Source organism: Aeromonas bivalvium (assembly GCF_000819765.1).
Taxonomy (GTDB): Bacteria; Pseudomonadota; Gammaproteobacteria; order Enterobacterales; family Aeromonadaceae; genus Aeromonas; species Aeromonas bivalvium.
This window is the reverse complement of sequence record NZ_CDBT01000020.1, coordinates 156,508-182,160: the sequence shown is the minus strand read 5'-3', so window position 1 is coordinate 182,160 and position 25,653 is coordinate 156,508. Positions and strand designations below refer to the sequence as shown.

The window sequence follows — 25,653 nt, the reverse complement described above, 5'->3', positions numbered from 1 at the left end:
TGGGGGCCTGTTGTCGTCGTGTCGGGCCAGATCAACGCCCGCTCACAGCACGGCGAGGAAAGCCTCGAGCGCCGTGGTGACCGCCTCCGGCCGCTCCAGGCTCGCCAGATGACCGGCCCCGGGGATCTCCCTGAGAGGGCACCCCAGCTCCTCGGCCATCAGATACCCCTCCAGCACCGGGTGCATCCCGTCCTCGCACCCCATGATGATCAGGCTCGGCTGGGAGAGATACTGCAACCATTCGATGCGATCCTCTCGCCCCACCCAGTGCCGCCCCAGCCGCACCAGGGAGTCGATGCGCTCGGGTGGCCACTGGTCGAGCCGCGTCATCATGGCCTGCTGCAACAGGGGGGCCGGCTGATGGGCCAGATAGCGGCCGGTCCATTCGGCGGCGATGACGCTGGGCACCCGCCGCGCCGCTTCCATCTCATCGAACCAGCCCTGGTAGCGTGTCCCGCTCACCTGAGGCTCCCAACCGACGAAGCAGTTGAGCAGCACCAGGCCCCGCAGCCGCGCCGGCGCCAGCTTCGCCAACTCGACGCCCCAGCAGCCCCCCAGGCCCTGGCCCACCAGCACGAACTCCTCTATGCCCAGCCTGTCCATCAGCGCCAGCATCTGGCCGGCCAGATCGGTCAGGTTGCCATTGGCGGCAGGCAGGGGGCCAGATTGGCCGTGCCCCCACAGCTCGGGCACGATGCAGCGATAGCGCCCCTTGAGCGCCTCCAGCTGGGGACGCCACACCTCGGCATCCATCAGATAACCATGGCCAAACAGAATGGCCGGCCCCCGTCCCTCATCCAGATAGGCGAGCGGGCTGGCGTCAATCTCCACAAACTGTCTCATGATGTCCTCGAACAAGCGGGTCTGGCGGGGCCACCCTCATGGTGCCGCGCCTGTGATGTGGAGCCAAGTTTACCATATGGCCCTGGCACAGGGTGGCCGAGTGGGGCAAGCTGGCAAGAGATCAACAAGGAGAGACACATGGGCAAGGAAAACGGACACAAGCTGGGCAAGAAGGCCTACGAGGCGGCGCTGCAGCCCCTGCAGGCCGAACTGGTCAAGTTGCAGGAGTGGGTCAAGCAGGAGGGGCTCAAGGTGGTGGTGCTGTTCGAAGGGCGGGATGCTGCCGGCAAGGGGGGCGTCATCAAGGCGATCACCGAGCCCCTCAATCCGCGGGTGGTGAGGGTCACCGCCCTGCCGGCCCCCTCGGACAGGGAGCGCACCCAGTGGTACTTCCAGCGCTACGCCGCCCACTTGCCCGCCGCCGGCGAGATGGTGCTGTTCGATCGCTCCTGGTACAACCGGGCCGGGGTCGAGCGGGTCATGGGATTTTGCAGCGATGACGAGTATCGCGAGTTTCTGCGGGCCTGCCCCGAGTTCGAGCGCATGCTGACCCGCGCCGGCATCACCCTGCTCAAGTACTGGTTCTCGGTATCGGATGAAGAGCAGGAGAAGCGTTTCCTCGACCGGATCAACACCCCCATCAAACGCTGGAAATTCAGTCCCATGGATCTGGAGTCCCGCTCGCGCTGGGCCGAATACTCCCGGGCCAAGGACGACATGTTCATCTACACGGATACCACGGACAGCCCCTGGTTCGTGGTCGAGGCCGACGACAAGCGCAGCGCCCGCATCAACTGCATCAGCCATCTGCTCGGCCAGATCCCCTATCAGGCCATAGAGTACGCCCCCGTCACCCTGCCCCCCATCGACAACCAGGGCTACGAGCGCCCCGCCCTCGCCATGCAGACCCTGGTACCGGATGTGGCCAAGCGTCTGCGCAGCAAAAAGGCCAGCCAGGACCATGAGCCCCAGGGCAAACAAGCCAAGCAAGCGCCAGGCAAGCCGAAGACGAAACCCGCCAGAGGCAAGGGCGGCGCGGGCAAAAACACCCCCTAGCCGGGCTCATCACGGACGCAGGGCCTAGGTGGCCCTGCCATGGGCCCAGCCCCTCATCTCGCCGCCAATAAAAAGCCGGCCCAGAGGGCCGGCAAAAAGGCATTGAATGACAATCAGCAAGGGGCGGCACCATCAGCCGCGAATGTACTTGGCGGTGCGGGGGAACGCCTGCTCCCTGGCATCGAACAGGTAGCAGGCCTCGGCCGGGATGCCGACACTGTAGGACTCCCCGCTGCTCACCGCTATGTCCGCATTGGCCTTGACGGTGAAGTCCTGCCCCTCGACCTCCATGTAGACGAAGGATTCGGCCCCCAGGTGTTCAGCCACCTGGACCAGACCCGTCACCTTGCTGTCGGCATGGGGGTGATCCAGGGTCACCAGGTGCTCGGGGCGTACCCCCAGCTCCACCTTGTCACCGACCGCACCGCGCCGGGCGTCGACCCGGGCGCGCACCCGATCCCCGGACGCCAGCTTGATCAGGCACTCCTGCTCGCCTATCTCGGCCAACTCGCCAGAGAGGAAGTTCATCTTGGGGGAGCCGATGAAACCGGCCACGAACTTGTTGTCCGGGTTGTGGTAGAGATCGAGCGGGGCGCCAAACTGCTCCAGGTTGCTGGTGGCCTCCCCCTTGAGCGGGCTCAGTACCACTATCTTGTCCGCCAGGGTCATCGCCTCTATCTGGTCGTGGGTCACGTAGATGATGGTGGAGTTGAGCTCCTTGTGCAGCTTGGCGATCTCGATGCGCATCTTGACCCGCAGGGCGGCATCCAGGTTGGACAGGGGTTCATCGAACAGGAACACCTGGGGCTGCTGGACGATGGAACGGCCGATGGCCACCCGCTGGCGCTGGCCGCCGGAGAGGGCCTTGGGCTTGCGCTCGAGCAGGGGCTCGAGGCCGAGGATCTCGGCGGCGCGCATCACCCGCTTGTGGATGTCGTCTTTCCCCATCTTCTTGAGCTTGAGGCCAAAGGCCATGTTCTCGTAGATGTTCATGTGGGGATAGAGGGCGTAGGACTGGAACACCATGCCGACGTTGCGCTCCACCGGGGGCACGTCGTTCATGTAACGCCCGCCTATGGTCAGCTCGCCGCTGGTGATGTCCTCCAGACCCGCGATCATCCGCAGCAGCGTGGATTTGCCGCAGCCGGACGGGCCAACGAAGACGATGAACTCCCCTTCCTTGATGGAGAGGTTGATGTTGCGCAGCGTGTCCTTGTGAACCGCCGGATCGTAATTCTTGCGAACGTTGTTGAGTACTACTTCAGCCATGACGAGCTCCGCTCTTGAATCTTTGCAAATCGTGACGGCGGGGGGAGTCGGCTCCCCCGGCCATAAACCTTGATCTTTGACGCCGCCCGCACAGCAGCACCTTGGCGCTGGCTGCCGGGCAGGCGCACTTACCCTTTCACCCCGCCGGCGGTAAGACCGCCCACCAGCCAGCGCTGAGCCAGCAGGAACACCAGGGTGATGGGCAGGCCGGACAGCACGGCGGCCGCGGCGAAGTCGCCCCACAGGTAGTTCTGGGGATAGAGGTACTGCTGGGCCCCGACCGCCAGGGTCAGATTGTCCACATCCTGCAGCAGGATGGAGGCCATGGGCACCTCTGTGATGGCTCCGATGAAGGAGAGGATGAAGACCACCGCCAGGATGGGCACCGACAGGGGCAGCAGGATCAGCCTGAACGCCTGCCACGGGGTGGCACCATCGATGGCCGCCGCCTCCTCCAGGGAGGAGTCGATGGTCTCGAAGTAGCCCTTGATGGTCCACACATGCAGCGCTATGCCCCCCATGTAGGCCAGGATCAGGCCGCCGTGGGTATTGAGGCCAAGCCAGGGAATGTACTCCCCTATCTTGTTGAACAGGGCATAGATGGCCACCAGGGCCAGCACGGCCGGGAACATCTGGAAGATCAGCATCCCCTTGAGGATGGTCTGCTTGCCACGAAAGCGCAGGCGGGCGAAGGCATAGGCGCAGGTGGTGGAGAGCACCACTATCATCAGCGCCGTGACCCCGGCCACCTTGATGGAGTTCCACAGCCAGGTCAGCACGGGGAAAGGCGGCGGCGTGACGCTGCCATCGGCGTTGGTGATGGTCATGCCGAGCGCCAGCTTCCAGTGATCCAGGGTCGGATTGGAGGGGATGATCTCCCCCACCGAGAAGTTGCCGTTACGAAACGAGATGGCGATGACCATGATCAGCGGGAAGATGATCAACGCCAGGAAGCACCACATCACCAGGTGGGTGGCCCACACCCGGTATTTGACAGACTTGGGTTGTACGATAGCCATTGGCCGCCCCTTACAGTTGATCAGCTTTGGAAAGCTTGAGGTTGAGCAGTGCCAGGGCCCCGACGATCAGGAAGATGGCGGTGGCGATGGCGCTGGCCAGACCGTAGTCCTGGCCACCGGAACCCTGGAACGCAATCCGGTAGGTGTAACTCACCAGCAGATCCGTGGTCCCGGCCGGGGTACTGGCCCCTATGATGTCCGGCGCCCCATTGGTCAACAACTGGATAAGCACGAAGTTGTTGAAGTTGAAGGCAAACGAGGCAATGAGCAGCGGCGTGAGCGGCTTCATCAACAGCGGCACCGTGATCTTGAAGAAGTTCTGGACAGGGCCGGCGCCGTCCATGGCGGACGCCTCGTAGAGATCGTCCGGGATGGCCTTGAGCAGCCCCATGCACAGGATCATCATGTAGGGGTAGCCGAGCCAGGTGTTGACGATGAGGATCATCACCTTGGCCAGGAAGGGGTTGGTATACCAGTCCGGCTTGATGCCGAACGCCGCTTCCAGGAACAGGTTGATCTCGCCGAAGTTCTGGTTGAACAGGCCCTTGAACACCAGGATGGAGATAAAGGCCGGGATGGCGTAGGGCAGGATCAGCATGACCCGGTAGAAGCCACGCCCCCTGAGCTGCTCCCACTGCACCAGGCAGGCGACGACCATGCCGATGGCCAGGGTGAACAGCACGGAGCAGGTCGAGAAGATGACGGTCCAGACGAAGATCTGGAAGAAGGGGCCCTGGATGCCCGGATCGGTGAGGATGCGGGTGAAGTTCTTCCAACCGACGGCGACCACGAAGCCCGGGGCCACGCTCTTGCCGACAAACTGGCCCTGCTCGTCGATGTACTGGTAAAAACCTGTCTCTGGGTTGGGCATCATCAGCTCGTTGCGCTGATTGTCCCGCAGCAGGTTGCTCTCCTTGAGCATGACCCCGGATTTCAGCACCACACCGTCCGTCAGCTGGGTATAGAGGGGCTTTTGCGCCGCGAACTTGCGCAGGCTGCTCATGGTGAGCTGTATGCCCCCTTCGGGCAGCACCAGATCCAGCTCGGAGAGGTGGGTCCTGTGGGCGACGATCTCGCGGATCGGCGCAGGCGAGAAGACCGGCTCTCCCTCGAGGGGCACCAGGGTGACCTGCTGCTCGGTGTCAATCAGGCTGGCCTGACGCTCTGCCTGGCTGCGGCTCTTGTTGTCCATCAGCGTCAGGGAGGGGCTGACGAAGCGGCGACCATCCTGGGTGAGCAGCAGCTGATACTGGTTGTTCTCCCCTTTGAGCAGGGTGAAGTCAAACTCGCCGCCGGCGACCTTGTAACTCTTCTTGAGATGATAATTGCGCGCCTGCTCGACCGAGAGCAGGTTCGCGCCTGAATAGTTGGTAAACGCTATGCCTATGGTGTAGGCGAGCGGGAAGATGATGAAAACCACCATGCCTGCCACACCGGGAAAGATGTAGCGATGGGCATAGGTCTTCTTGTTCATGAAGACGTAGAGGCCAACGGAGACCACCAGCAGATCGAGCAGGGCAAACACCCATTCGCCGCTGGCATACATCATCACGGCCGCATAGCCGTTGAGCACGGCAATCAGCGCCGCCATGGTCCACTTAAGCCAGGTGTGCTTGTCATTGGGACCGGCATAGGATTCGAGAGAAGGTACTACTTCCATGCCATTTAACCTTATTACGCCAAGGGGAGGAAAAGTGGGAGGCCCGAAGGCCTCCCGGGTAGTGCTTGCTTACTGAACGATACGCTTGGCAGCGGTATCCAGGGCTTCATCGACACCCTGACGGCCTGAGGTGACGTTCTTGAGGGCTGTTTCAAAGGAAGACCAGAAGCGGCTCATCTCGGGCACGGACGGCATCGGCTCGCCATTTTGCGCGTTCATCATGGTCGCCTTGATGTTGGCATCGGATTCCAGGGTCTTCTGGAAGGATTTGAGTGCCACGGCGCCCAGGGGCTTGTCCGCATTCACCGCAGCCAGTCCCTTGTCGGTCAGCAGGTAGTTTTCCAGGAACTCGACGGCCAGATCCTTGTTCGGGCTGGCGGCGTTGATGGTGGCGCCCAGCACGCCGACGAAGGCCTTGGCCGGCTTGCCGTTCAGGGTCGGCAGCGGTGCGACGCCGTACTTGATGCCGCTCTTGTCCAGGTTGCTCCAGGCCCAGGGACCGTTGATCATCATGGCCACTTCGCCCTTGTTGAACTTGGCATCCATGACGCCGTAGTCGATGCCCTTCTCCAGGTGACCGGACTTGATCATGTCGGCGATGTAACCCACGCCCGCCTTGGCACCTGCGTTGTTGACGCCAGTGTCTTTCACGTCATAACCGGTGGCGGTCTTCTTGAAGGCGTAGCCACCGTTGGCAGCCACCAGCGGATAGCTGAAATAGGGGGTGTCATAGGCCCACATGATGGCGCGCTTGCCATCTTTTTTCAGGGCTTCGTCGATCTTGGCGATCTCTTCGAAGGTCTTGGGCGGCTCGGGCAGCAGGTCCTTGTTGTAGATCAGGCTCACGGCTTCAACGGCAACCGGGTAACCGTAGGTCTTGCCATCGACGGACATGGCATCCCAGGCGAACTGCTCGAACTTGGCCTTCTCGTCGGCATTCGGGGTGACGGGCACCAGCAGACCGGACTTGACCCACTCACCGTAACGGTCGTGGGCCCACAGGAAGATGTCCGGGCCGTTGCCGGTGGCGGCGGCTTGCTGGAACTTCACTTCCACCTGATCCGGGTGCGCCACGGTCACCTTGATGCCGGTCTCGGCTTCGAACTGCTTGCCCACTTCGGCCAGGCCGTTGTAACCCTTGTCGCCGTTGATCCAGATGGTCAGTTGACCCTCGTCGATAGCCGCAGTGGCAGAGCAAGCCACACCCAGGGTAGCCAAACCGATCAGAGAAGAGAGTAATGTCTTTTTCATGAGCCTTTCCTTGTTGTTGTACCGCGCTGCAAGAGCATTGTGTGCAGGATGAATATTATCCCAAAGCCCAATTGCCTCACATGACGCAACTCGCATTTTTGAAATGCAATTACGTACTTCTTTCCAGAAAGTTCTGAAAACATTTTCTTGTTTCAGGTAGTTACCGCATTTTACCGCCACCCCCTCTTACCAATAAGGGAAATAAGTTACCTAACTGAAACATAATTACATAATTGAAAGGGTTTTCATTGGGCTGAAAACCCTTTCAGGGTGGCTTCATGGTTTAATTTGCTAACTAAAGCACCTGCCCGGTTTCTTGCCCTGCCCGCGGGCAAAATAAAAAGGCACCCGGGCCAGGCCGGGTGCCTTTTTGGCAAAAATCAGGGACGGATCACATTACGAGGAGCGGGTGAGCTGATCCTTGAGGTTGGGCGGCACCCCCCTGATGGTCAGGGTATCGGTCTGGGGATCGTAGAAGATCCGGCTGTTCAGCAGTTTCTGCTCGAAGCTCAGGGTCAGGCCGCCACCGGAGCCGACAAACTTGGTCAGCCCCCGCAGGGTGGAGCGGTCCGCCGGGAAGCGGTCCTCCAACTCGTACTCCTTGCCGATGAAGCTGTAGAAATCGAGATCATTGTCCCCCGGCAATTCGGCGGACAATTCGCGAATTTCTATCTCCTCACCGGCGCTGGCCTGCTCGGTGCAATATTTGAAGACCTGCTTCTTGTAATCATTGCGCTCGGCCGGCTCCAGCTGCTGGCTGTCGCAATAATCCTCCACCGCCTGCAGCAAGCCTTTATTTTGCAGCTTGGCATCCATGCCTTCCCGGGCTCCCAATACATCGAGGAAAAAATCCCCGAGCTTGCGCCCGACCCGTCCCTTGCTGAAGGTGATATAGCGGCGAGAATCGGGCTGGGTTTGCCATTCGGTCAAATCGATGCGGGCCACCAGATTAAGCTTGCCGATGTCGAGATATTGAATATGGCTGAGCTCGAGCGCCTCGCTCACGGTCACGCTCTCCTTGCCCTCCAGCAGGGCCATCATCAGATAATCGACCCCGACATAGTTGTATTTGGCAAACAGCAATACACCCTGCTCGTCCAGGGCATGCTCCACCAGATGCTTCACCAGCAGCTGGGTCATGCTGACCGAGAAGGGGACAAACTCCATCTGCTCGCCGAGCAGTTGCTCAAGGGCGATGCGAAAGGCGGGAGACGGCTGCTTGGGTGCCTCTTCACCGTCCGCCAGCTCGGCGACGGCCGCCTCGGGATCGGCAAAGAAACCGAACCCCTTGCCCCCCTTGCCGTTGTAGATGCGATGCAGCTCTGCCATCAGCCCCTGCACCGCCTCGTCAGGGACCAGCGTCTGGCTGCGGGTATCGGCGTGGGGTTGACCGTCACTGCCAGGGCGCAGGGAGTGAAGAATGATCTTGTCGATATCGAGACTCATGTCACAAAGCCATAGTGTTAGCCGAAAGGGTGAAGTATTATAAGGCGCTTTGAACCGAGATGAACCCAAGATTATGCCCATCGTATCAAAGTACAATAACGAGCAATTTGACGCCCTGATGAACGACCTGATCACCGCCCTGGAAAAGCACAAGGCACCGGTGGATCTCAGTCTCATGGTGCTCGGCAATCTGACCACCAACATCATCAATGGCATGGCCCCGGCCCAGCGTCAGGCGATCACCGAAAAGTTCATCCAGGCCCTCACCGCCTCGGTGGATCATCGCCACGATGCCCATTGAGTTTCTTCGCATTCTTTGATGTTTTTCAAGTAGATGGATCACTATGGTCGAAACCGGCAACCCCTATCGTGATAACGTTTCTCGCCTGATCACCTGGGGGCATTGGTTCTCCTTCTTCAACATCATCCTGGCCATGCTGATCGCCACCCGTTATCTGGGCGCCATCGGCTGGCCATCGACCACCCTCGGGGTCGTCTACCTCATCATCAGCTGGATTGGCCACTTCTCCTTCCTGAGCTTCGTCACCTATCTGCTGACCATCTTCCCCTTGAGCTTCGTGCTGCCCAGGGAGAAGCTGCTGCGCTTCGTCTCCGCCGTGGTGGCCACCCTGGCGTTGGTGTTGCTGCTCATCGACACCCAGGTGTTCCGGCTGTTCAAGTTCCACTTGAACGGCCAGGTATGGCAACTGCTGCTGGAACAGGCCCAGACCGAAGAGGGCTCTATCTGGAGCATCATCTTCGTCGCCGTGCCCACCATCTTCCTGCTGCAACTGCTGCTGTCGGCCTATGTGTGGCGCAAGATCAACAAGCGCAAGCGCCGCCAGTACGGCAACCATGTCGGGCTGGCCCTGCTCGCCTGCTTCATCCTGACCCATGTGGTCAACAGCTGGGCCGACGCCACCCTGTATCAGCCCATCACCATGCAGAAGGCGAACTTCCCCCTCTCCTACCCCATGACGGCCAAGAGCTTCCTGGTCAAGCATGGCTGGCTGGATCTGGATCAGTACGAGAAGAAGGCCGAATCCCAGGACGGCGATGGCGACAGCCGCCTGCGCTACCCGCTGCGCCCCCTGAGCGTCAGCGCCCCCACGACCCATCAGAACCTGCTGATCGTGGTGGTGGACTCACTGCGCTATGACATGCTCAACAACATCAACATGCCCAATCTGCAACGCTATGCGGATCAGCACCTCAATTTCCGCCATCACCTGAGCGGCGGCAACGACGATGTCATGGGCATGTTCAGCCTCTTCTATGGCCTGCCCGGCCACTACTACAACGACATTCGTCTGGACAAGACGCCGCCGGTCCTGCTGGACGAGATGCTGCGCCAGGATTACGAATTCGGCCTGTTTGGCGCCCTTGATGATGCCGAGAAGTACCGCCAGAGCATACTCGCCGGGCTGCGCAAGCAGGTGTTCGTGTCACGGCAGCAAGATGACGGCAAGCTGGTGGCGGACTGGCAGCAGTGGCTGGCACAGCGTCCAAGCGACAGGCCCTGGTTCTCCCTGGTCTATCTGTCGGGTCCGGGGGACTATCAGGTGCCTGCCGGCGTCAAGGGCCCCTTCCAGCCCGAACTGACCCGGTTCAACCCGGCCACCGCCTATCGCCCGGAGAACCGCCAGAAGCTGGAGAACCGCTACAAGAACGCCGTCTTCTATGCCGACCAGCAGCTCGAACAGATGCTGAGCCAGCTGCAGCAGCAGGGCCTCGCCGATGAGACCATAGTGGTCGTCACCGCCAACCATGGTCAGGAATTTAACGACACTGAGCGCAACAGCTGGGGTTCGGGCACCAACTACTCCCGCTACCAGGTGCAGGTGCCCCTGGTGCTGGCCTGGCCGGGCAAGGCCGCCGCCAGCATAGCGCAGGGGACCAGCCACATGGATCTGGTACCGACCCTGATGCCCAATATGCTGGGGGTGCGCAATCCTGAGCGGGACTACAGCAGCGGCCGCACCCTGTTCGAGCCGGGCCAGCGCAACTGGCTGCTGGCCGGCGATCAGAATGATTTTGCCATCTATCAGGGCAAGACCATCACCGAGTTCAACCGTCAGGGAGACTTCGAGCTGCGCGACTGGGACAGCTATCGCCACATCCAGCACGCCACCCCGGACATGGGAGCCATGATCCAGGTGATGAACGAGCTCAACCGCTTCTATCGCGCTCCCTAGCCCGGTCGACGAGTCCCATCAGCCCGCCCTCTCGGCGGGCTTTTTATTGCCACGGGATCCCGCTGGCGCCCCCCTTCTGTCTCCCTGACAGGGTCATCCGAAAACGTATTCCTCTCGGCTAGTGATTTCTTTCTCAAAAAAAGCCAATACGATCAAGATCATAAAACTGAAGTGATAATGATTATCAATCATTGATACAACAGGGTTCATCTGCAATAATCCGCGCCCTTCAGGCTAAAACAATAATCATTATCATTTATGAAGTCACCCGTTCATTACTGGCCCATGCTGCTGTCCGGAACAGCCCTGGCCGCCAGCGAGCCGGCCCAGACCGGTTCGCCCGCCCCTGTCCCCCTGGTCCATGAGACCATCATGGTCAAGGGACAACGCGTCGAGCAGAAGCTCTCCGATGTCTCCGGCTCCATCACCGTCATCACGGAGGAAGATCTGGAGCGCCAGGTCGCCACCGAGCTCACCGACGTGTTCAAGAACGAGCCCGGGGTCTCGGTGACCGGCTCCGCCGGTCGGCCGCAGAACATCATCATCCGCGGCATGGGCGGCAACCGGGTGCTCATCATCAAGGATGGGGTGCGGGTCAGCGACGGCTTCGGCGCTGACGACCTCAACGACAAGGTGGGCCGTTTCAGCTTCGATCTCGATGACGTCAAGCAGATAGAAGTGGCCAAGGGAGCGGGATCGTCACTCCATGGCTCCGACGCCATCGGCGGCACCATCGTCATCTCCACCAAGCAGCCGGAGGACTACCTGCAGGGGCAGGATGCCTATCTCGGCAGCAAGGTGCTGCAGGACGGCAGCAGCGACAAGCAGAAACTGAGCGCCACCGGCGCCGCCCGGATACTGGATAGCGAGCACCTGCTGCGGGTCTCCGGCTGGCAGGGGCACGAGACCGCCAACTATGACGAGAGCCGCATCCCGGCGGATCTGGACGGTTTCAGCGCCTCCACCAGCTCACGCTTCCCCTTAAGCGATCACCACCTGCTGCGCCTGGAGCTCGACTACTTCGAGGACAATGCGAAGCGGGATCAGGGGCCGCGCGAAGTGCCCCAGCCCGACGGCAAGTGGCAGGTACGCCAATACCACGAGCAGGGCACTCAACGCACCCAGGGGGGCAAGCTTGGCTGGGAGGCGAGCGGTCTCGACAGCCTGCTGGCGGATCAGTTCACCTGGAGCCTCTATGGCAACCACTCCAAGAACACTGCCACCAAGCGCAGCCTGCTGCAAAACGATCTGCTGAGCGGCTATCCCCGCTATCGCAGCGAGCGGGAGATCGCCACCTTCACCGAAAAGCGCATCGGCAGCGAGCTGGACGTGCGCCGGGATCTCGTCACCGGCGCCATCGCCCACAAGCTGAGCTATGGCGTCGAGCTGGAGCGCACCCGTCACGAGCGGCCGGTGGAGAAGCTGAGCCTGGAGGCGGGAGTGCCCCAGCCCAGCCAGTCCGAGCCCTTCAGCAGTGCCCGCACCGACCGGGCCGGGGTCTGGCTCGGCGACGTGGCGACCCTGGGCCGCTGGCAATTCACCCCCACCCTGCGCATGGATCACCAGTGGCTGCGCCCGCAAGAGGGCAACCAGGGCGAGAACCACAGCTGGCATCTCTCCCCCAGCCTGGCCACCAGCTACCGCATCAACGAGCAGTGGCGCAGCTGGCTCAGCTATGCCAACGGCTTTCGGGCCCCTTCCTACGACAAGGTGTACGGCAACATTCCCCACTACTTCGCCCTGCCGCCGTTCCAGATCATCGCCAATACCGAGCTGCAGGAGGAGACCAGCCACAGCTTCGAATGGGGGATCAGTGGCGAGGGGGAGAGCTGGAGCATCAAGCCGGCCCTCTTCTACAACCGCTACTACAACTTCATCGACTGGCGCGAGGTGGGGCTGCGCCTGAGTGACGGCGTCATCCTGCGCCAGTACCGCAACGTGGCCAAGGCCGAGACCTGGGGGGCGGAACTCGCCGCCAACTACTGGCTGACCCAGGAGTGGGAGCTGGCCACCAAGCTCGGCTGGGTCGACGGGGAAGACAGCCAGGGCGAGGCACTGCGCACCCTGACCCCGCTGGAGGGCAACACTCGCCTGAGCTACCAGACCCATGACTGGAGCCTGGGGGTGCAGGCGGACTACGCCGCGGCCATGAGCCGGGTGCCCAGCTGCGGCAACAGCCTGACCAAGCGCCAGGATGCCTGCCTCACCAGCGCAGGCTGGTTCAGCCTGGGCCTGACGGCGGACTGGCTGATCACCGATGCCCTCAAGGTCAACCTCAAGCTCGATAACCTGTTCGACACCCGCTACACCCGCTATCAGGACGTGGCCGGGCTGGAAGCCGGTACCGACGCCGGACTCTTCACCCAGAGCGGCCGCACCGTCAGTGCCAGCCTGCGCTACACCTTCGTGGGGATCTGATGCACAGCCTGCTGATACTGGCCAGCCTGCTGGCCACCCCGCTTCCTGAGGCAACCCAGGAGGCAGCGCCCCTTATCCCCGAGCGTCCACAAATGATGAAGGGGGAGATAGCCCGCCTCGATCCCTATGGCGGCTGGCGTGACGACAGTCGCCGCACCCCCGATCTGCTAGCGCTCCTGCGCGAGCAGAATCGCTGGACCGACGAGCAACTCGCCGCCCAAAAGCCCCTCGAAACAACGCTGCAAGGGGAGTGGCAGGCCAGAGAGCGGGGCGAGCCCCTGCCGGAAGAGTGGCTGAGCGCGGCCGGCAGCCAGTGGCGCATGGCGGCGGACGGCAGCCTGTGGCAGCGCAGCGGCGCCAATGCCACCCCCCGCCAGCGGCTGGCCCCCCGTCAACCCGCCGAGGGGTACTACGAGCTTGCCACCTGGGCCCTGCACCCGGATGGCCGCCTGCTTGCCCTGGCCGAAGACAGCCGAGGGGATCGGGACTACCGCATCACAGTGCTGGATCTGGCGAGCGGCGAGACGCTCACCACCCTGCCCCACCGTGCCGGCGATCTGCTCTGGAGCCTGGATGGCAAGACCCTCTACACCATTGCCAACGAACCCCGTACCCTGCGCCCCTGGCAGCTGTGGGTCTGGCAGGCCGGCAAGGAGGCGCTGGTGCACCAGGAGGCCGATCCCGCCTGGCTGCTCAGCCTCTATCGCACCACGGACAACCGCCACCTGGTGCTGCAGAGCAACAACCACGACAGCTCGGAGCAATACCTGCTGGATGAGGGCGGCCCGACCCTGCTCAGGGCCCGTGAACGCGGCCTCGAATACTACCTGGATACCCAGGGGGAGAGGGTGCTTGTCAAGAGCAACCGGGACGGGGCCATGGGGCTTTATCAGGCGCCCAGCCTGGCGAACCTGGCGGCTGGTCCCTGGCAGCCCCTCTGGTCCGGCGAGGGCCGGGAGCTCGAGAAGTGGCGCCTGTTTGCCCGCTATACAGTGCTGCAATACCGCAAGGCAGGGGACGACTGGCTCGATGTGCTGGACGCAGACGGCAGGCTGACCCACAGCCTGGCGCTCACCGAAGGGGCGGGCACGGCCTGGATCCAGGGGGCCCATGATCCCGCCAGCCAGCAGATCCTGATCCGCCGCCAGGGCATGGCCGAGGCGCCGCACCAGCGCTGGCTGGATCTCGCCTCCGGTCAATGGCAAGCCGCTGACAAACCGGTCGCGAGCCCCCTCTATCAGAGCGAGCGACGCTGGGTGGTAGGCAAGGACGGCGTCCGGGTGCCTGTCTCCCTGGTGTGGCGCAAGGACATCCAGGCGCCCAAGGCGCTGCTGCTCTACGGCTATGGCGCCTACGGTACCCCCATGCGCCCCTACTACCAGCCCCAGGTGCTGAGCCTGCTGGATCGCGGATTCGTCTACGCCATCGCCCATGTGCGCGGCGGGGGCCTGCTGGGGGAGGCGTGGTACAAGGAGGGTCGCGGCCAGCGCAAGCAACACAGCGTGGACGATTTCCTGGCGGTGGCAGACAGCCTGGCCCGGGATCCCGCCATCGATCCGGACCGGCTGTTCGCCATGGGGGGCAGCGCCGGCGGCCTGCTGGTGGCGGCGGCCCTCAATCAGGCGCCGACCCGCTTCGCCGGGGCCGTGTTGCAGGTGCCCTTCGTCGACCTGCTCGGCACCATGCAGGATCCCGAGCTGCCCCTCACCCGCCAGGAGTACGGGGAGTGGGGCAATCCGGCCATCCCGGCCGACTATGCGGCCATGCGCCGCCTGAGCCCCTACGACAACCTGCACCCGGCCCCCTACCCGCCCCTCTATGTGACGGCCGGGCTGCACGACAGCCAGGTCCCCTACTGGGAGCCCCTCAAGTGGCTGGCCCGCCTGCGGGCCCACAGCACGGGGGCCGGTCCCTATCTGCTGCACACCGAACTCGACGGCGGCCATCTCGCCAGTGCGGGCACCGCGCAGCAGAAGGCTGCCCGTGAATATGCCTTCCTGCTCTCCCTGGCTGGGGTCCGTCACTGATGTCCGCCTTCACCTTTTCTGTTTTGGAGTCACCCATGAAACCCTCCTCCCTGGCCCTCTGGCTGGCGGCAACCCTGCTCTCCCAGCCCCTGCTGGCGGCCGAGCTGCAGTTTGTCGATGAGTCACCCCTCTCCACCACGCCCCAGGCCTGGCTCGAGCAGCGCCTGGGCGTGACGCTGGCCCCCGACTACGACAGGGCCAGCCTGCTCGGCCATCACTACAGCTTTCGTATGCTGGTCAACGGCCTGCCGGTAGCCACCACCCAGGCCGCCGTCAGCATAGACGGCGCGGGCAGACCCTGGCGTCTCTATCACAATCTGCGCCCCTTGCAGAGCGCCACGCCCGGCTGCGATGCCAGCACCAGCCTGGATCCCCTGCTCGGCCAGCTGCGCGCCGACGGCAGCCAGATAGACCCGCTGGGGCCGGTCGAAGCCTGGTACTGGCGTGACGGCGACACCCTGGTCCCCGCCTTGCGCCAGCGGGTGAGCGAACACAAGGACGGCAATGCCAAGGCCAGCCGGGTCCAGCTGTTTGCCAGTTGCGAGGGGGATCGCGAGATCGGCCGCTGGGGCGATCAGGCGAGCACCCAGGCCGTGCGCACCCCGGATGCGGGGGATCAGAACGTCATGGCACGGGTATTCGATCCCGATCCCCGCACCCAGCTGCAAGACGCCAGCCTAGTCTGGCACGAGGCCCTGGTGCTGGCGGATGCCGCCTATCAGGACCAGGTGGAACTGCCGGTCACCCTGCAGGGCACGGATTATGTGCTGAGCGGCCCCCACGCCAGAGTGGTGGATGCCATGGCACCCAGCACGGCTCCCTACCAGGCGGACAACCCGCAGGCCTTTCGCCTGATCCGGGACGACCCGGGCTTTGCCGACATCAACGCCTACTACCACCTGGACTTGGCCCAGCGCCACCTCAAGGCCCTCGGCTTCACCGACCTCATCCCCGGCGCCCTCGACGTCGACACGGACGCAGGCTATCAGGACAACTCCCTCTACGATCCGTTCGAGCGCAGGCTGGAGCTGGGCCGCAGCGGCGTCCCCGATGCCGAGGATCCCATGGTGATCTGGCACGAATTCGGCCACGGAGTGCAGCACCACATCCTGCCGGATCTCGGGGAAGAGGGGGACTGGGGCGCCATCGGCGAGGGCTTCGGCGACTTCCTGGCCGCCAGCCATCGCCAGCGCAGCGAGGCGGGCCGCCAGTTCGAGCCCGCCATGGTGTTCAACTGGGATGCCCGCTTCACCGACCGCACCCCGCGCCAGCTGGACGATGCTCGGGCCCGCTACCACCCGGACTACAACTACCCGGCTCACCGCACCATCAACGGCAGCAACGGGGATCAGCTGTGGGGCACCCCGCTGTTCCAGGCCCTGCTGGCCTCGGTGGCCGAGCACGGGGAAGGGGCGCGGGACGAGTTCGATCGCCTGGTCATCGAGTCTCACTTCGGCCTGGGGCCCGCCATCCGCATGCCGCAGCTGGCCCGCATTACCGTGGACACGGCGGCGCGCCTCTACCCGGCGCGATCCTATGCTCGCCATCTGGAGCAGGCGTTTCGCCAGCACGGCCTGTTGCAGGCCCCGGTCAATGTCGCCCTCACCGAGGACGGCGCCCTCGAGTGGGGGCAGCGCCAATCGGTGCAGCTGCACCTGAGCAACGCCGGCAGCACCCCGGTGACCCTCAACGCCCTGACCCTGTCCCTGCCCGCCGGCCTGCAGGCCGATCCCCATGCCTGGCAGCCGGCGACCCTGGCGGTAGGTGCCAGTCTCACCGCCACCCTGCGGTTGCTGGCCACCAGCCCGCTCGCCTGTGGCGACGAGGCGAGCCTCTCGGTGAACCTGGCCATGAGCGGCACCAGCCCGACCGAGCGCCAGTGGCAGCAGTCCCTCACCCTGCCCATCGGCACCCCCGTCATCAGCCGGGCCAGCGGCCAGCCCATGACCCTCAAGGATGCCCAGAGCGAGGAGGTGCGCGGCATCAGCGAAACCAGCCTGGTGCTGGAGAAGAGCGATGCCCGGGTGAGCGATCGCCTGCAACTGAACCTGGACTTGCAGCATCAGGCCCTGGATGAGCTGGAGATCTGGCTCAACTCCCCCTCAGGCACCCGCATCCAGATCTGGGACAAGGGCTACAGCCCGTTGCCACGGCTCAAAGGGGTCTTCCCCACCGAGCTGCTGCCCCTGCAAGCTTTTAGCGCCCTGACAGGAGAGCCGCTGGCCGGCCGCTGGACCCTGGAGGTGGTGGACAGCAAACCGGGCAACCAGGGCCGCATCAACGGCTGGAGCATCAGCCAGCGCACCGGCGCCCAGTGTGGCAAGCCAGCCCCCCTGCCCGATGACGGCATCATCCACTTCGACACCGCGGACAGCAGCGGGGGCGGTGCCTTCAACCTGCTCTGGCTGCTGCCCCTGGCGCTCTGGCGCCGCCTCTGCCGTCGCGGCTGATCCATCCCTGTAAAAGCAAAGAGGGGCCAAGGCCCCTCCAAGGACAAGAAATGAAGATGAGAATGACACCGCTGGTCTGTCTGCTGGTCCCCCTGCTCAGCGCCTGTGGCGGTGGCGAGTCCGACGATGCGCCCCTGACTCCCCCCGACTACCGCCTCACGGCCAGGCTGCCGGCGGCGGGCACCCTGTGCGCCAACCTGAACCAGAACGACAGCTGCGAGCCAGGCGAGCCCGTGGTCAGTGGCGAGGCAGGTGCCCATCGGCTGAGCGCCAGCGCCCCCGGCCTGCTCACCAGCCCCTTGCTGTTCATCCCCCGGGATCCGGGCGCCCTGACCCTGACCCATCCGGCGGCGCGCCTGGATGATCAGACCCTCACCCCCACCCCCTTGAGCACGCTGTTGCAGACCCGGGTCGCGGACGGGCTGCCGCCGGCCCAGGCCCTGGCCGAGCTGCTGCGTGGCTTGGCGCCCCTGCAACCGGGTCAGGGGCTCGCGGCGCTGGCACAACTGGAAGGGTTCAATGGCGCCCTCGGCGAGCTGGCCGTGGCGGCGCGCGATGACCTCGCCACCTTGCCCGGTCTTGCCGCTGGCGAGCGCCTGCGCCAGATCTGGCAGGGGCTGGTCACCCTGCTGCCCGAGCTCGCCCGCCACTTTGCCGCCAGTCCCGAACTGCTGAGCCAGCAGAGCCGACTCGCCAGCGTGCTGGTGCAGCAGCAACCCAGGGCCCTGGTGACCGCCGGCGGCGTCACCACCTACACGGACGGGGTGGATTACCTGCTGACCCAGGAACCCGCCGATCACCCGGGTCAGGAGGCGAGCCTGGGCCAGGCGCCCCTGCGCTATCGCAAGCTGGACGGCCAGGGGCAGCCCCTGGCGGACAATGCCGACCAGTGGGAGTGCGTGGAGGATCTCAACACCGGCCTCGTCTGGGAGAAGAAGCTCGATGATCCGGACAGTCCGCGAGACAAGCACCGCACCTTCGCCTGGGCCCTCGGCGATTATGTGCCCACCCAGGAGGAGCTGGACTACGCCTGCCCCGAGGGGGAGGCCATCTGCACCACCGAGCAGTATCGCCAATGGCTCGATGCGCAGCAGCTGTGCGGCATCCAGGGCTGGCGTCTGCCCCACTCCCGCGAGTTGATGAGCCTGCAGCACTACGGCTCCCTCGCCCGCCAGGATGGTCAGCTCGTCACCCTGGATGTGCGCTACTTCCCCGACGTCAGCACCACGACCAAGGATTTCAGCGGCTACTACTGGAGCCAGACCCTGACCCCGTCCCGGCGCCTCGAGAGCGCCCCCCTGAGCGCCATTGCCCACATCTTCCTCGGCGAGGATGCCGGCACCGACTACGCCACCACAGTTCAAAACAGCGATGATGCCAACGGTCTGCAACTGCGCCTGGTGGCCGAGGTAACCCGATGAACAAGTATCTTCTGACCCTGCTGCTCACCCTGTGCAGCCCGCTGGCACTGGCCATCGCCATCTGCGACGACACCCTGCCGCGTACCAGCCCAAGTTCCCGCTTCCTGGATCGCGGCAACGGCACCGTCACCGACCGGGCTTCCGGCCTCACCTGGATGCGCTGCCAGCTCGGCCAAAGCTGGCAGAATGGAAGCTGCAGCGGCGAGCCGACCCGGCTCTACTGGCAGCAGGCCCTGCTGACCGCAGAGCGGATCCGCACCGAGCCGAGCCATGTCCTCCACGGCTTCGGCGGCCACACCGATTGGCGCCTGCCCACCATCAAGGAGCTCATCAGCATACTGGAGTCCGCCTGCTACAAGCCGGCATTGAACGAGACCCTCTTCCCCCGCGCCATGGCCGGGGACGGCAAGGAGGTGAACGACGGCTATGTCTACCTCTGGTCCTCGACCCCGGTGCCCGCCAGCAGGGGCGTCGCCTATCTGGACATCACCAGTGGCGCCGTCGGAATGCGCTCACCCGGTTCCTGGGCGAAGCAGGTGCTGCTGGTACGCTGAGAGCACGACTGGCAGAGGGCTCTGCCAGCCGTTTTCCGCCCGGATCGGTACGAGCACTCGGCACATCGACAGAAAATAGCCAGATAACGTCATTGTGTGGCCGAACAGGCGGGATTTGCGTGGCAGAGCGCTGGTATGAAAGGCACAGAGCGGTTAGTCTAGCGACGATAGACCAATCCCATGAGGTACAGATGAAAACCGTATTGCGTTTTAGCCTGCTGGGCGCCTTCTTGCTGAGCGGGCATGCCTTCGCCGCCGAACCGAAAAAATTTGATATCAGCATGTTTCCGGCCGCCGAAGTGAACCAGGAACGTGTCGTGATCCGTCTGCCGGAAGTCGAGAACGAAGCCGACATGATGGTCGAGCTGCAAGTGGGCAAGAAGATGCTGGTGGACTGCAATGTCCCCCGCTTCGCCGGCAACCTGGAGCAGCACAGTGTCAAGGGCTGGGGTTACAACTACCTGACCCTGGGCAAGGTATCAGACCCCATCAGTACCCTGATGGCCTGCCCGGATGGCCAGAAGAAAGAGAGCTTCGTCCAGATCTATGGCCAGGGCTTCTTCGTGAACTACAACTCCAAGCTGCCCTTCGTCATCTATGTGCCCCAGGAGTACGAAGTACGCTACCGTCTGTGGCGTGCCGATGCCCAGGCCCAGCCGGCCATGATCGAGTGATCCCGTGCCCTGTGGCCCAATCCGGCCAGCTGCGACAATGACAACCAAAGGGCGCCACCGTGCGCCCTTTTCCTTGGCCAAAAAAGGGGGATTTCGGTGACAATCTCATGACGAAACATGTCATAACTCCGTTATTTTTCTCACTTTTTAATCAAGTGGCCCCAACTGTTTCCCATCGGCACGACACCGACAAGTTCAATAAAATATTTTTATCCATATAGTGAGAAAATTGATTTTGCACTCTGTAAAAGCCTGATGATACTTGCCCGCAAAGGTCAAACTAACCAGAACAAGAGCACTATGAGCTTCGAATCAGACAAGCGTTTCAACGACTTCAAACATTTTCCCCGTGGCCTGCGTCGCAGTGGTGAATTCACCGTCGCCGAAGCAGACAGTCTGGAAAAATACGGCACCGCCATGCTGGCCATCTATCAGGGCAACCTGGCCCCCCGGGACGAGGTGGAGACCGCCTTTGCCGAGCAGCTCAAGGCCGGTGAGGCCGGCAGCAACCCCCACGCCAAGGTGTGGTTCAAGTACCTCAAGGTGATTGGTCCCAAGCGGGTGCATCGTCTGTGCACCGTCGCCGGCGGCGCCAGTGACGATGCCGGCGGCAGCTTCGACGGCGGCGGTGGCAGTGCGGGTGGCGGTGACGAGTCCCTCGACTGATGGATACCGAACTGCTGCGTACCTTCATCGAAGTCAGCAAGACCCGTCACTTCGGCCGCGCCGCCGAGAATCTCTATCTGACCCAGTCGGCGGTGAGCTTTCGCATCCGCCAGCTCGAGCAGCAACTCGGGGTCAGCCTGTTTGCCCGCCATCGCAACAACATCAGGCTGACCGCCTCCGGTGAGCGTCTGCTCCCTTACGCCGACGCCATCTTGCACACCCTGGGCCGCGCCAAGCAGGACGTGGCCCTCTCCCCCGGCTTCAGCCAGCAACTCGCCATCGGCGCCCCTCCCGTGTTCTGGGAGCTGGATTTCAACGACTGGCTCAACCATGTCTATGCCCTGGCACCGGGCCTGGCGGTACGGCTCGAGACCGCCTCTCGCGAGCACCTCTGCCGCCAGCTGCTGGAGCGCTCCCTGGACTTGGCCCTGCTCTCCGAGCCGACCAAGATCGACGAGATAGCCCTGCACCCCATCGGCGAGCTGGTGTTCGAGCTGGTAAGCCGGGACCCGGCCGCCAATGCCGACAGCCTGATGCAGATGCCCCATATCCATCTCGACTGGGGCACCAGCTTCGAGCCTCAGCCGAGCCGGTTGCAGAGCCTGCAGAAGACCCCGGTGCTGCACTCAAGCTCCGCCAGCATGGCGCTGCAATTCGTGCTGGCCAACGGCGGCGCCGCCTACCTGCCAAGGCGCATGCTGACCCCCTTCCTGGAACAGGGTCGCCTGCATCTGGTGGAAGGGGGCCAGCCCCTGCGCCGTCCGCTTTACCTCGCCTATCTGGAGAAATCCGATCGCCGTGAGCTGATCGATCAGCTGCTCACCCTGCCCCTGGGCTGGGACGGTGCCGAGCTCTACCTGCCGGCCCCACAGGGTTGACCTGTGCCAAAAAACAGCAGGGGCCCGCGGGCCCCTGCTGTTTTTTATGTCGGCTCACCGGCCCTCAGCCGTAGTGGCGCCTGTCGTTGGCCTGGGCCAGCAGCAGACGGCTCTCTTTCAGGAACTGATCCGCATGGGGACCGAAGAAGTCGGACACCTGGCGAAACGCGGCGATGAAGCCTGCCCTGTCCCCCTGCTCCAGCAGATGGAGCCCCTCGCCAAAGCGCTCGAAGTAGCGGCGCACCATGGCCAGATTCTGGGGGGAGGAGAGGATGATGTCGGCATAAAGCTCGGGATCCTGGGCAAACAGCCGCCCCACCATGGCCAGCTCCAGCCGGTAAATCGGCGAGCTTAGATTAAGCAGCCGCTCCAGATCCGCTCCCTCCCGGGAGAGATGCCAACCGTAGGCGAAGGTGGCGAAGTGGCGCAGCGCCTGAATGAGGGTCATGGCCTCGTCGTGAGCCTTGGCCTCCACCTGCTGCAGGCGTGCGCCCCAGATGGTCATCTGATCCAGCAGCCACTGGCTGGCGGCGCCGTCACGGCCCTGGCAGCAGACGATCACCTGCTTGGCCAGGCTCGCCACGTCCGGCCCGAACATGGGGTGCAGCCCCAGCACAGGCCCTTGGTGCACCGCCAGCATGTGCTCGAGTGGCGCCGCTTTCACGCTGGTTACATCCACCAGCAGGCAATCCGCAGGCAGCTTGCCAAGCCGATCGATCACCTGGCAGGTGACGTCGATGGGCACGGCCACCATCACCAGCCCCGCATCGGCCAGGATGTCGTCGGCCCTGGGCCAGTCGGCCTGCTCCAGGGTCTCGACCCGGTAGCCCGAGAGGCTGAACAGGTTGCCGAACAGACGGCCAAGCTGACCCTGGCCCCCTATGATCACCACCTTGCCCAGATCCGGCTTCATGCACTTGAAGTGGTGTTCCTTGTCGCTGGTCGATTCGAGGATATAGGATTCGCGCATCACCCGGCGCAACACGTCCTCGATGAGATCCCCGGGCACCCCGAGGCGCTCGGCTTCTTCCCGGCGGCGGGCCAGCATGCTCGCCTCCCGATCCGGTGCATAGATGGGCAGACCGTGGCGGCTCTTCACCTCGCCCACTTCCCCCACCAGGGCCAGACGGGCGGCCAGCAGATCGAGCAACTGCTTGTCCACCGCATCTATCTTGTCCCTGAGGGCGTTCAACTCTTGTGCCATATCCAGTCCCTGCCGGCGCCGCCCGCAAGCGACGCCATGTGAATCAATACGTTGTGACAAGATACCACGGCTTAACGCCCAGTTCTGCCCTTGAGCGGCGCCGCCAGCTGGCTGTGGCAGCGGGCCAGCAGCGCATCCGTGGTCTCCCAGTCGATGCAGGCATCTGTGATGGAGACCCCGTAGCGCATGTCGCACTTGGGCTGCTCGCTGGACTGGTTGCCTTCAAACAGGTTGGATTCGAGCATTACCCCTATGATGGAGCGGTTGCCCTCCTGGATCTGGTGGATGACGTTGTCCGCCACCTTGGGTTGCAGACGGTGATCCTTGCTGGAGTTGCCGTGGCTGCAATCCACCACCAGGCCGGGCAGCAGACCCGCCTTTTCCAGCGCCTCTTCCGCCAGGGACACATTGACCGAGTCGTAGTTCGGGTGCTTACCGCCGCGCAGGATCACGTGGCCATCCGGGTTGCCCTGGGTCTGCAGCAGCGCGACCTGGCCCTGCTGGTTGATCCCCATGAAGGCGTGGGGGCTGGAGGCCGCCTGCAGCGCATTGATGGCGGTGCCCAGGTTGCCGTCGGTGCCATTCTTGAAGCCCACCGGCATGGAGAGACCGGAGGCCATCTCCCTGTGGGTCTGGGATTCGGTGGTGCGGGCGCCGATGGCCGACCAGGAGAAGAGCTCAGCCAGGTATTGGGGGCTGATGGGATCCAGCGCCTCGGTCGCGAGCGGCAACTCCAGCTCGGCCAGCCAGCAGAGCAGCTCCCGGGCGCGGTGCAGTCCCAGCTCCACGTCGAAGGTGCCATCCAGGTTCGGGTCGTTGATAAAGCCCTTCCAGCCGACCGTGGTGCGCGGCTTCTCAAAGTAGACCCGCATGACAATGTAGAGAGAGTCCTGATAGGCGTCATGCAGCGCTTTGAGTCTGGTTGCGTACTCTTTGGCGGCGTCCATGTCGTGGATGGAGCAGGGACCACAGATCACCAGCAGACGGTGATCGCGACGATGGATGATGTCGGCTATGGTATTGCGGGCCCCTTGCACGAATGCCAGGGCACGATCGGAGATGGGCAGTTTCTCCTTGAGCTGGGCAGGCGTGATCATCACTTGTTCGGACTGGATATGGATGTTGTTCAGGGGATCTCTTTGCATCTTCTCATTCTCTCTACTGTATTAAAGCCAACAGCACCAACTGTTCATTTTTGTTTACACAAGTCAGCACTTCGTTACGCAACCGCCCCCACCTTACCAAGGAAAAACAAACAATCAAGTGAAAACAGCGTCTTTACACGCTATCAGATGGATAAATGACCAAGCACGCCGGTATTCACCACCAGAATGTAGCGGTTGGCAGGGCCAGAACAGCACCATTTCGTAAATAAATAATTACACCCTCCACCTTCAACCTCATCCCTCTCTCCCCCAGCCCCCTCCGGGTGGCGACCCCGGGCACAAAAAAGCGGGGCACCTGGCCCCGCTTGCACTCCCGTGTTGCTCTTCTTTTATTATTTGCCGTGGGCCTTGATGACCTCCACCGCCTTGTCCGGGAAGTCGCTGAACACGCCGTCCACATCCGCCTGATAGAGGAAGATGTTGAGCAGGTCGGTGAAATCCTTGGCATAGGCCGGGATCTGACCCTCGTCCTGGCGGAAGGTATAAGGATGCACCTTGAGGCCGGCGGCGTGGGCTTCCTTCACCATGGCGGTGATGACAGGCTTGCCCTGGGTACCCGGCTCGGTCACCACCATGGGCTTCCAGGGGCCAATCCCCTCGGCATAGCTGGCGATGGTCTTCATGGCGCCCGGCTTGAACATCCAGTCGTAGTCATAGGGGGTCGCCTGGCCCTTGGCGTCGTAGACCATGGTCTCGTGCCAGTCGGTTTCGGCCATCAGCTGCACCAGTTTCAGATCCATCCCCATGGCTGGCATCAGCTCGGTGTCGATGCGCTTGAGCTCATCGGCGTCGAAGCTCTGCAGGTAGATCTTGCTCTCTTTACTGGTGTAGCCGTATTGCTTGAGCACGGTCAGCACCGCCTTGGAGATGTCCTTGCCTTCGTGGCGGAACAGCCAGGGGGCTTTTATCTCCGGGTAGATGCCGATGTGCTTGCCGGTGCTCTTGTTGAGCCCCTGGATCATCTCTATCTCTTCCTGGAAGGTGTGGATGCGAAAATCCGACTGCCACAGGGGGAAGCGGGCCGGATAGACGGGCACCTGCTTGCCGTCCACCAGCTGGAACGGCTCCGTCATGCGCAGGGAGCGCACCTCGGCCAGGGTGAAGTCCACCACATAGTAACGACCATCGGCGCGGGCCCGGCCGGGGAAGCGCGTCGCCACGTCCGTGATGCCGTCGAGGAAGTGATCGTGCATCACTACCAGCTGGTCATCCTTGGTCATCACCAGATCCTGCTCCAGATAGTCGACGCCCATGCCATAGGCCAGGGCCTTGGATGCCAGGGTGTGCTCGGGCAGGTAGCCGGAGGCGCCGCGGTGGGCGATCACAATCTTGCCTTCATCGGCGGCCAGGGCAGGCACAGAGAGAGCGGCGCCGAGGGAGAGGGCAAGCAGGGGGATGGCAAATGATTTCATCTTGGATGCTCTTGTTGTTTTGAAGGGTCGGTCAGACCGCCAGC

General features: G+C 63.2%; 19 protein-coding genes and 1 pseudogene. 11 read left to right on the top strand and 9 right to left on the bottom strand.

Going from position 1 to position 25,653, the window contains the following annotated elements; all coding sequences use genetic code 11:
• Window positions 1-42: 42 nt before the first annotated feature.
• Window positions 43-843, bottom strand: coding sequence for an alpha/beta fold hydrolase (locus BN1119_RS08370; protein ID WP_041996615.1), 801 nt, complete (start codon window positions 841-843; stop codon window positions 43-45).
• Window positions 844-981: 138 nt separating this feature from the next.
• Here BN1119_RS08370 and ppk2 point away from each other — a divergent pair.
• Window positions 982-1,785: pseudogene (ppk2, locus tag BN1119_RS08365) on the top strand (polyphosphate kinase 2); the annotation flags it as partial.
• Window positions 1,786-2,031: 246 nt separating this feature from the next.
• Here the strand turns inward: ppk2 and BN1119_RS08360 are convergent.
• The 5 genes from BN1119_RS08360 to yejK all read right to left on the bottom strand — a co-directional run bounded on the left by BN1119_RS08360 (window position 2,032) and on the right by yejK (window position 8,544).
• Window positions 2,032-3,168: an ABC transporter ATP-binding protein gene (locus tag BN1119_RS08360; protein ID WP_041996453.1), complete on the bottom strand. Its 1,137-nt coding sequence runs from the start codon at window positions 3,166-3,168 to the stop codon at window positions 2,032-2,034.
• 128 nt (window positions 3,169-3,296) lie between these two features.
• Window positions 3,297-4,187 (bottom strand): maltose ABC transporter permease MalG, encoded by an 891-nt coding sequence (malG, locus tag BN1119_RS08355; protein WP_041996451.1) that lies wholly within the window; start codon window positions 4,185-4,187, stop codon window positions 3,297-3,299.
• A 10-nt stretch (window positions 4,188-4,197) separates the two neighbouring features.
• The gene (gene malF / locus BN1119_RS08350; protein WP_041996449.1) at window positions 4,198-5,847 is read right to left on the bottom strand and encodes a maltose ABC transporter permease MalF; all 1,650 of its coding nucleotides are present in this window, start codon (window positions 5,845-5,847) and stop codon (window positions 4,198-4,200) included.
• A gap of 69 nt (window positions 5,848-5,916) precedes the next feature.
• Window positions 5,917-7,098, bottom strand: a complete 1,182-nt coding sequence (malE, locus tag BN1119_RS08345; protein ID WP_041996447.1) for a maltose/maltodextrin ABC transporter substrate-binding protein MalE — start codon at window positions 7,096-7,098, stop codon at window positions 5,917-5,919.
• Window positions 7,099-7,494: 396 nt separating this feature from the next.
• Entirely contained in the window at window positions 7,495-8,544 is a 1,050-nt protein-coding gene (yejK, locus tag BN1119_RS08340) for a nucleoid-associated protein YejK (protein WP_041996435.1), read from the bottom strand.
• A 73-nt stretch (window positions 8,545-8,617) separates the two neighbouring features.
• On the opposite strand from yejK, the gene BN1119_RS08335 reads away from it, so the two are divergent.
• From BN1119_RS08335 to hdfR, 10 genes are all read left to right on the top strand, one after another.
• The gene (locus BN1119_RS08335; RefSeq protein WP_005299589.1) at window positions 8,618-8,845 is read left to right on the top strand and encodes a YejL family protein; all 228 of its coding nucleotides are present in this window, start codon (window positions 8,618-8,620) and stop codon (window positions 8,843-8,845) included.
• Window positions 8,846-8,888: 43 nt separating this feature from the next.
• Window positions 8,889-10,739 (top strand): DUF3413 domain-containing protein, encoded by a 1,851-nt coding sequence (locus tag BN1119_RS08330; protein WP_041996433.1) that lies wholly within the window; start codon window positions 8,889-8,891, stop codon window positions 10,737-10,739.
• Window positions 10,740-10,997: 258 nt separating this feature from the next.
• Entirely contained in the window at window positions 10,998-13,157 is a 2,160-nt protein-coding gene (locus BN1119_RS08325) for a TonB-dependent hemoglobin/transferrin/lactoferrin family receptor (protein ID WP_084205360.1), read from the top strand.
• Complete coding sequence (locus tag BN1119_RS08320; RefSeq protein WP_041996427.1) at window positions 13,157-15,184, top strand: prolyl oligopeptidase family serine peptidase; 2,028 nt, start codon at window positions 13,157-13,159, stop codon at window positions 15,182-15,184. The genes BN1119_RS08325 and BN1119_RS08320 overlap by 1 nt, the downstream gene beginning before the upstream one ends.
• A 35-nt stretch (window positions 15,185-15,219) precedes the next feature.
• Window positions 15,220-17,634 (top strand): proprotein convertase P-domain-containing protein, encoded by a 2,415-nt coding sequence (locus BN1119_RS08315; RefSeq protein WP_041996424.1) that lies wholly within the window; start codon window positions 15,220-15,222, stop codon window positions 17,632-17,634.
• A gap of 50 nt (window positions 17,635-17,684) precedes the next feature.
• Window positions 17,685-19,055: an Lcl C-terminal domain-containing protein gene (locus BN1119_RS08310; protein ID WP_052448038.1), complete on the top strand. Its 1,371-nt coding sequence runs from the start codon at window positions 17,685-17,687 to the stop codon at window positions 19,053-19,055.
• Window positions 19,052-19,609, top strand: coding sequence for an Lcl C-terminal domain-containing protein (locus BN1119_RS08305; RefSeq protein ID WP_041996418.1), 558 nt, complete (start codon window positions 19,052-19,054; stop codon window positions 19,607-19,609). Before BN1119_RS08310 ends, BN1119_RS08305 begins: the two co-directional genes overlap by 4 nt.
• A gap of 191 nt (window positions 19,610-19,800) precedes the next feature.
• The gene (gene eco, locus BN1119_RS08300; RefSeq protein ID WP_041996416.1) at window positions 19,801-20,283 is read left to right on the top strand and encodes a serine protease inhibitor ecotin; all 483 of its coding nucleotides are present in this window, start codon (window positions 19,801-19,803) and stop codon (window positions 20,281-20,283) included.
• Between the two features lie 300 nt (window positions 20,284-20,583).
• Window positions 20,584-20,949: a MaoP family protein gene (maoP, locus tag BN1119_RS08295; protein WP_041996414.1), complete on the top strand. Its 366-nt coding sequence runs from the start codon at window positions 20,584-20,586 to the stop codon at window positions 20,947-20,949.
• Window positions 20,949-21,827, top strand: coding sequence for an HTH-type transcriptional regulator HdfR (gene hdfR, locus BN1119_RS08290; RefSeq protein WP_041996411.1), 879 nt, complete (start codon window positions 20,949-20,951; stop codon window positions 21,825-21,827). Before maoP ends, hdfR begins: the two co-directional genes overlap by 1 nt.
• A gap of 64 nt (window positions 21,828-21,891) precedes the next feature.
• Here hdfR and tyrA read toward each other — a convergent pair whose 3' ends face one another.
• The 3 genes from tyrA to glpQ all read right to left on the bottom strand — a co-directional run bounded on the left by tyrA (window position 21,892) and on the right by glpQ (window position 25,609).
• The gene (gene tyrA, locus BN1119_RS08285) at window positions 21,892-23,031 is read right to left on the bottom strand and encodes a bifunctional chorismate mutase/prephenate dehydrogenase (RefSeq protein WP_041996409.1); all 1,140 of its coding nucleotides are present in this window, start codon (window positions 23,029-23,031) and stop codon (window positions 21,892-21,894) included.
• A 71-nt stretch (window positions 23,032-23,102) separates the two neighbouring features.
• Window positions 23,103-24,176 carry a 3-deoxy-7-phosphoheptulonate synthase gene (locus BN1119_RS08280; RefSeq protein WP_041996407.1) on the bottom strand — a complete coding sequence of 358 codons (1,074 nt, stop codon included), beginning with the start codon at window positions 24,174-24,176 and terminating at the stop codon, window positions 23,103-23,105.
• A 353-nt stretch (window positions 24,177-24,529) separates the two neighbouring features.
• Window positions 24,530-25,609 carry a glycerophosphodiester phosphodiesterase gene (gene glpQ / locus BN1119_RS08275; RefSeq protein WP_041996405.1) on the bottom strand — a complete coding sequence of 360 codons (1,080 nt, stop codon included), beginning with the start codon at window positions 25,607-25,609 and terminating at the stop codon, window positions 24,530-24,532.
• Between the last annotated feature and the right edge of the window lie 44 nt (window positions 25,610-25,653).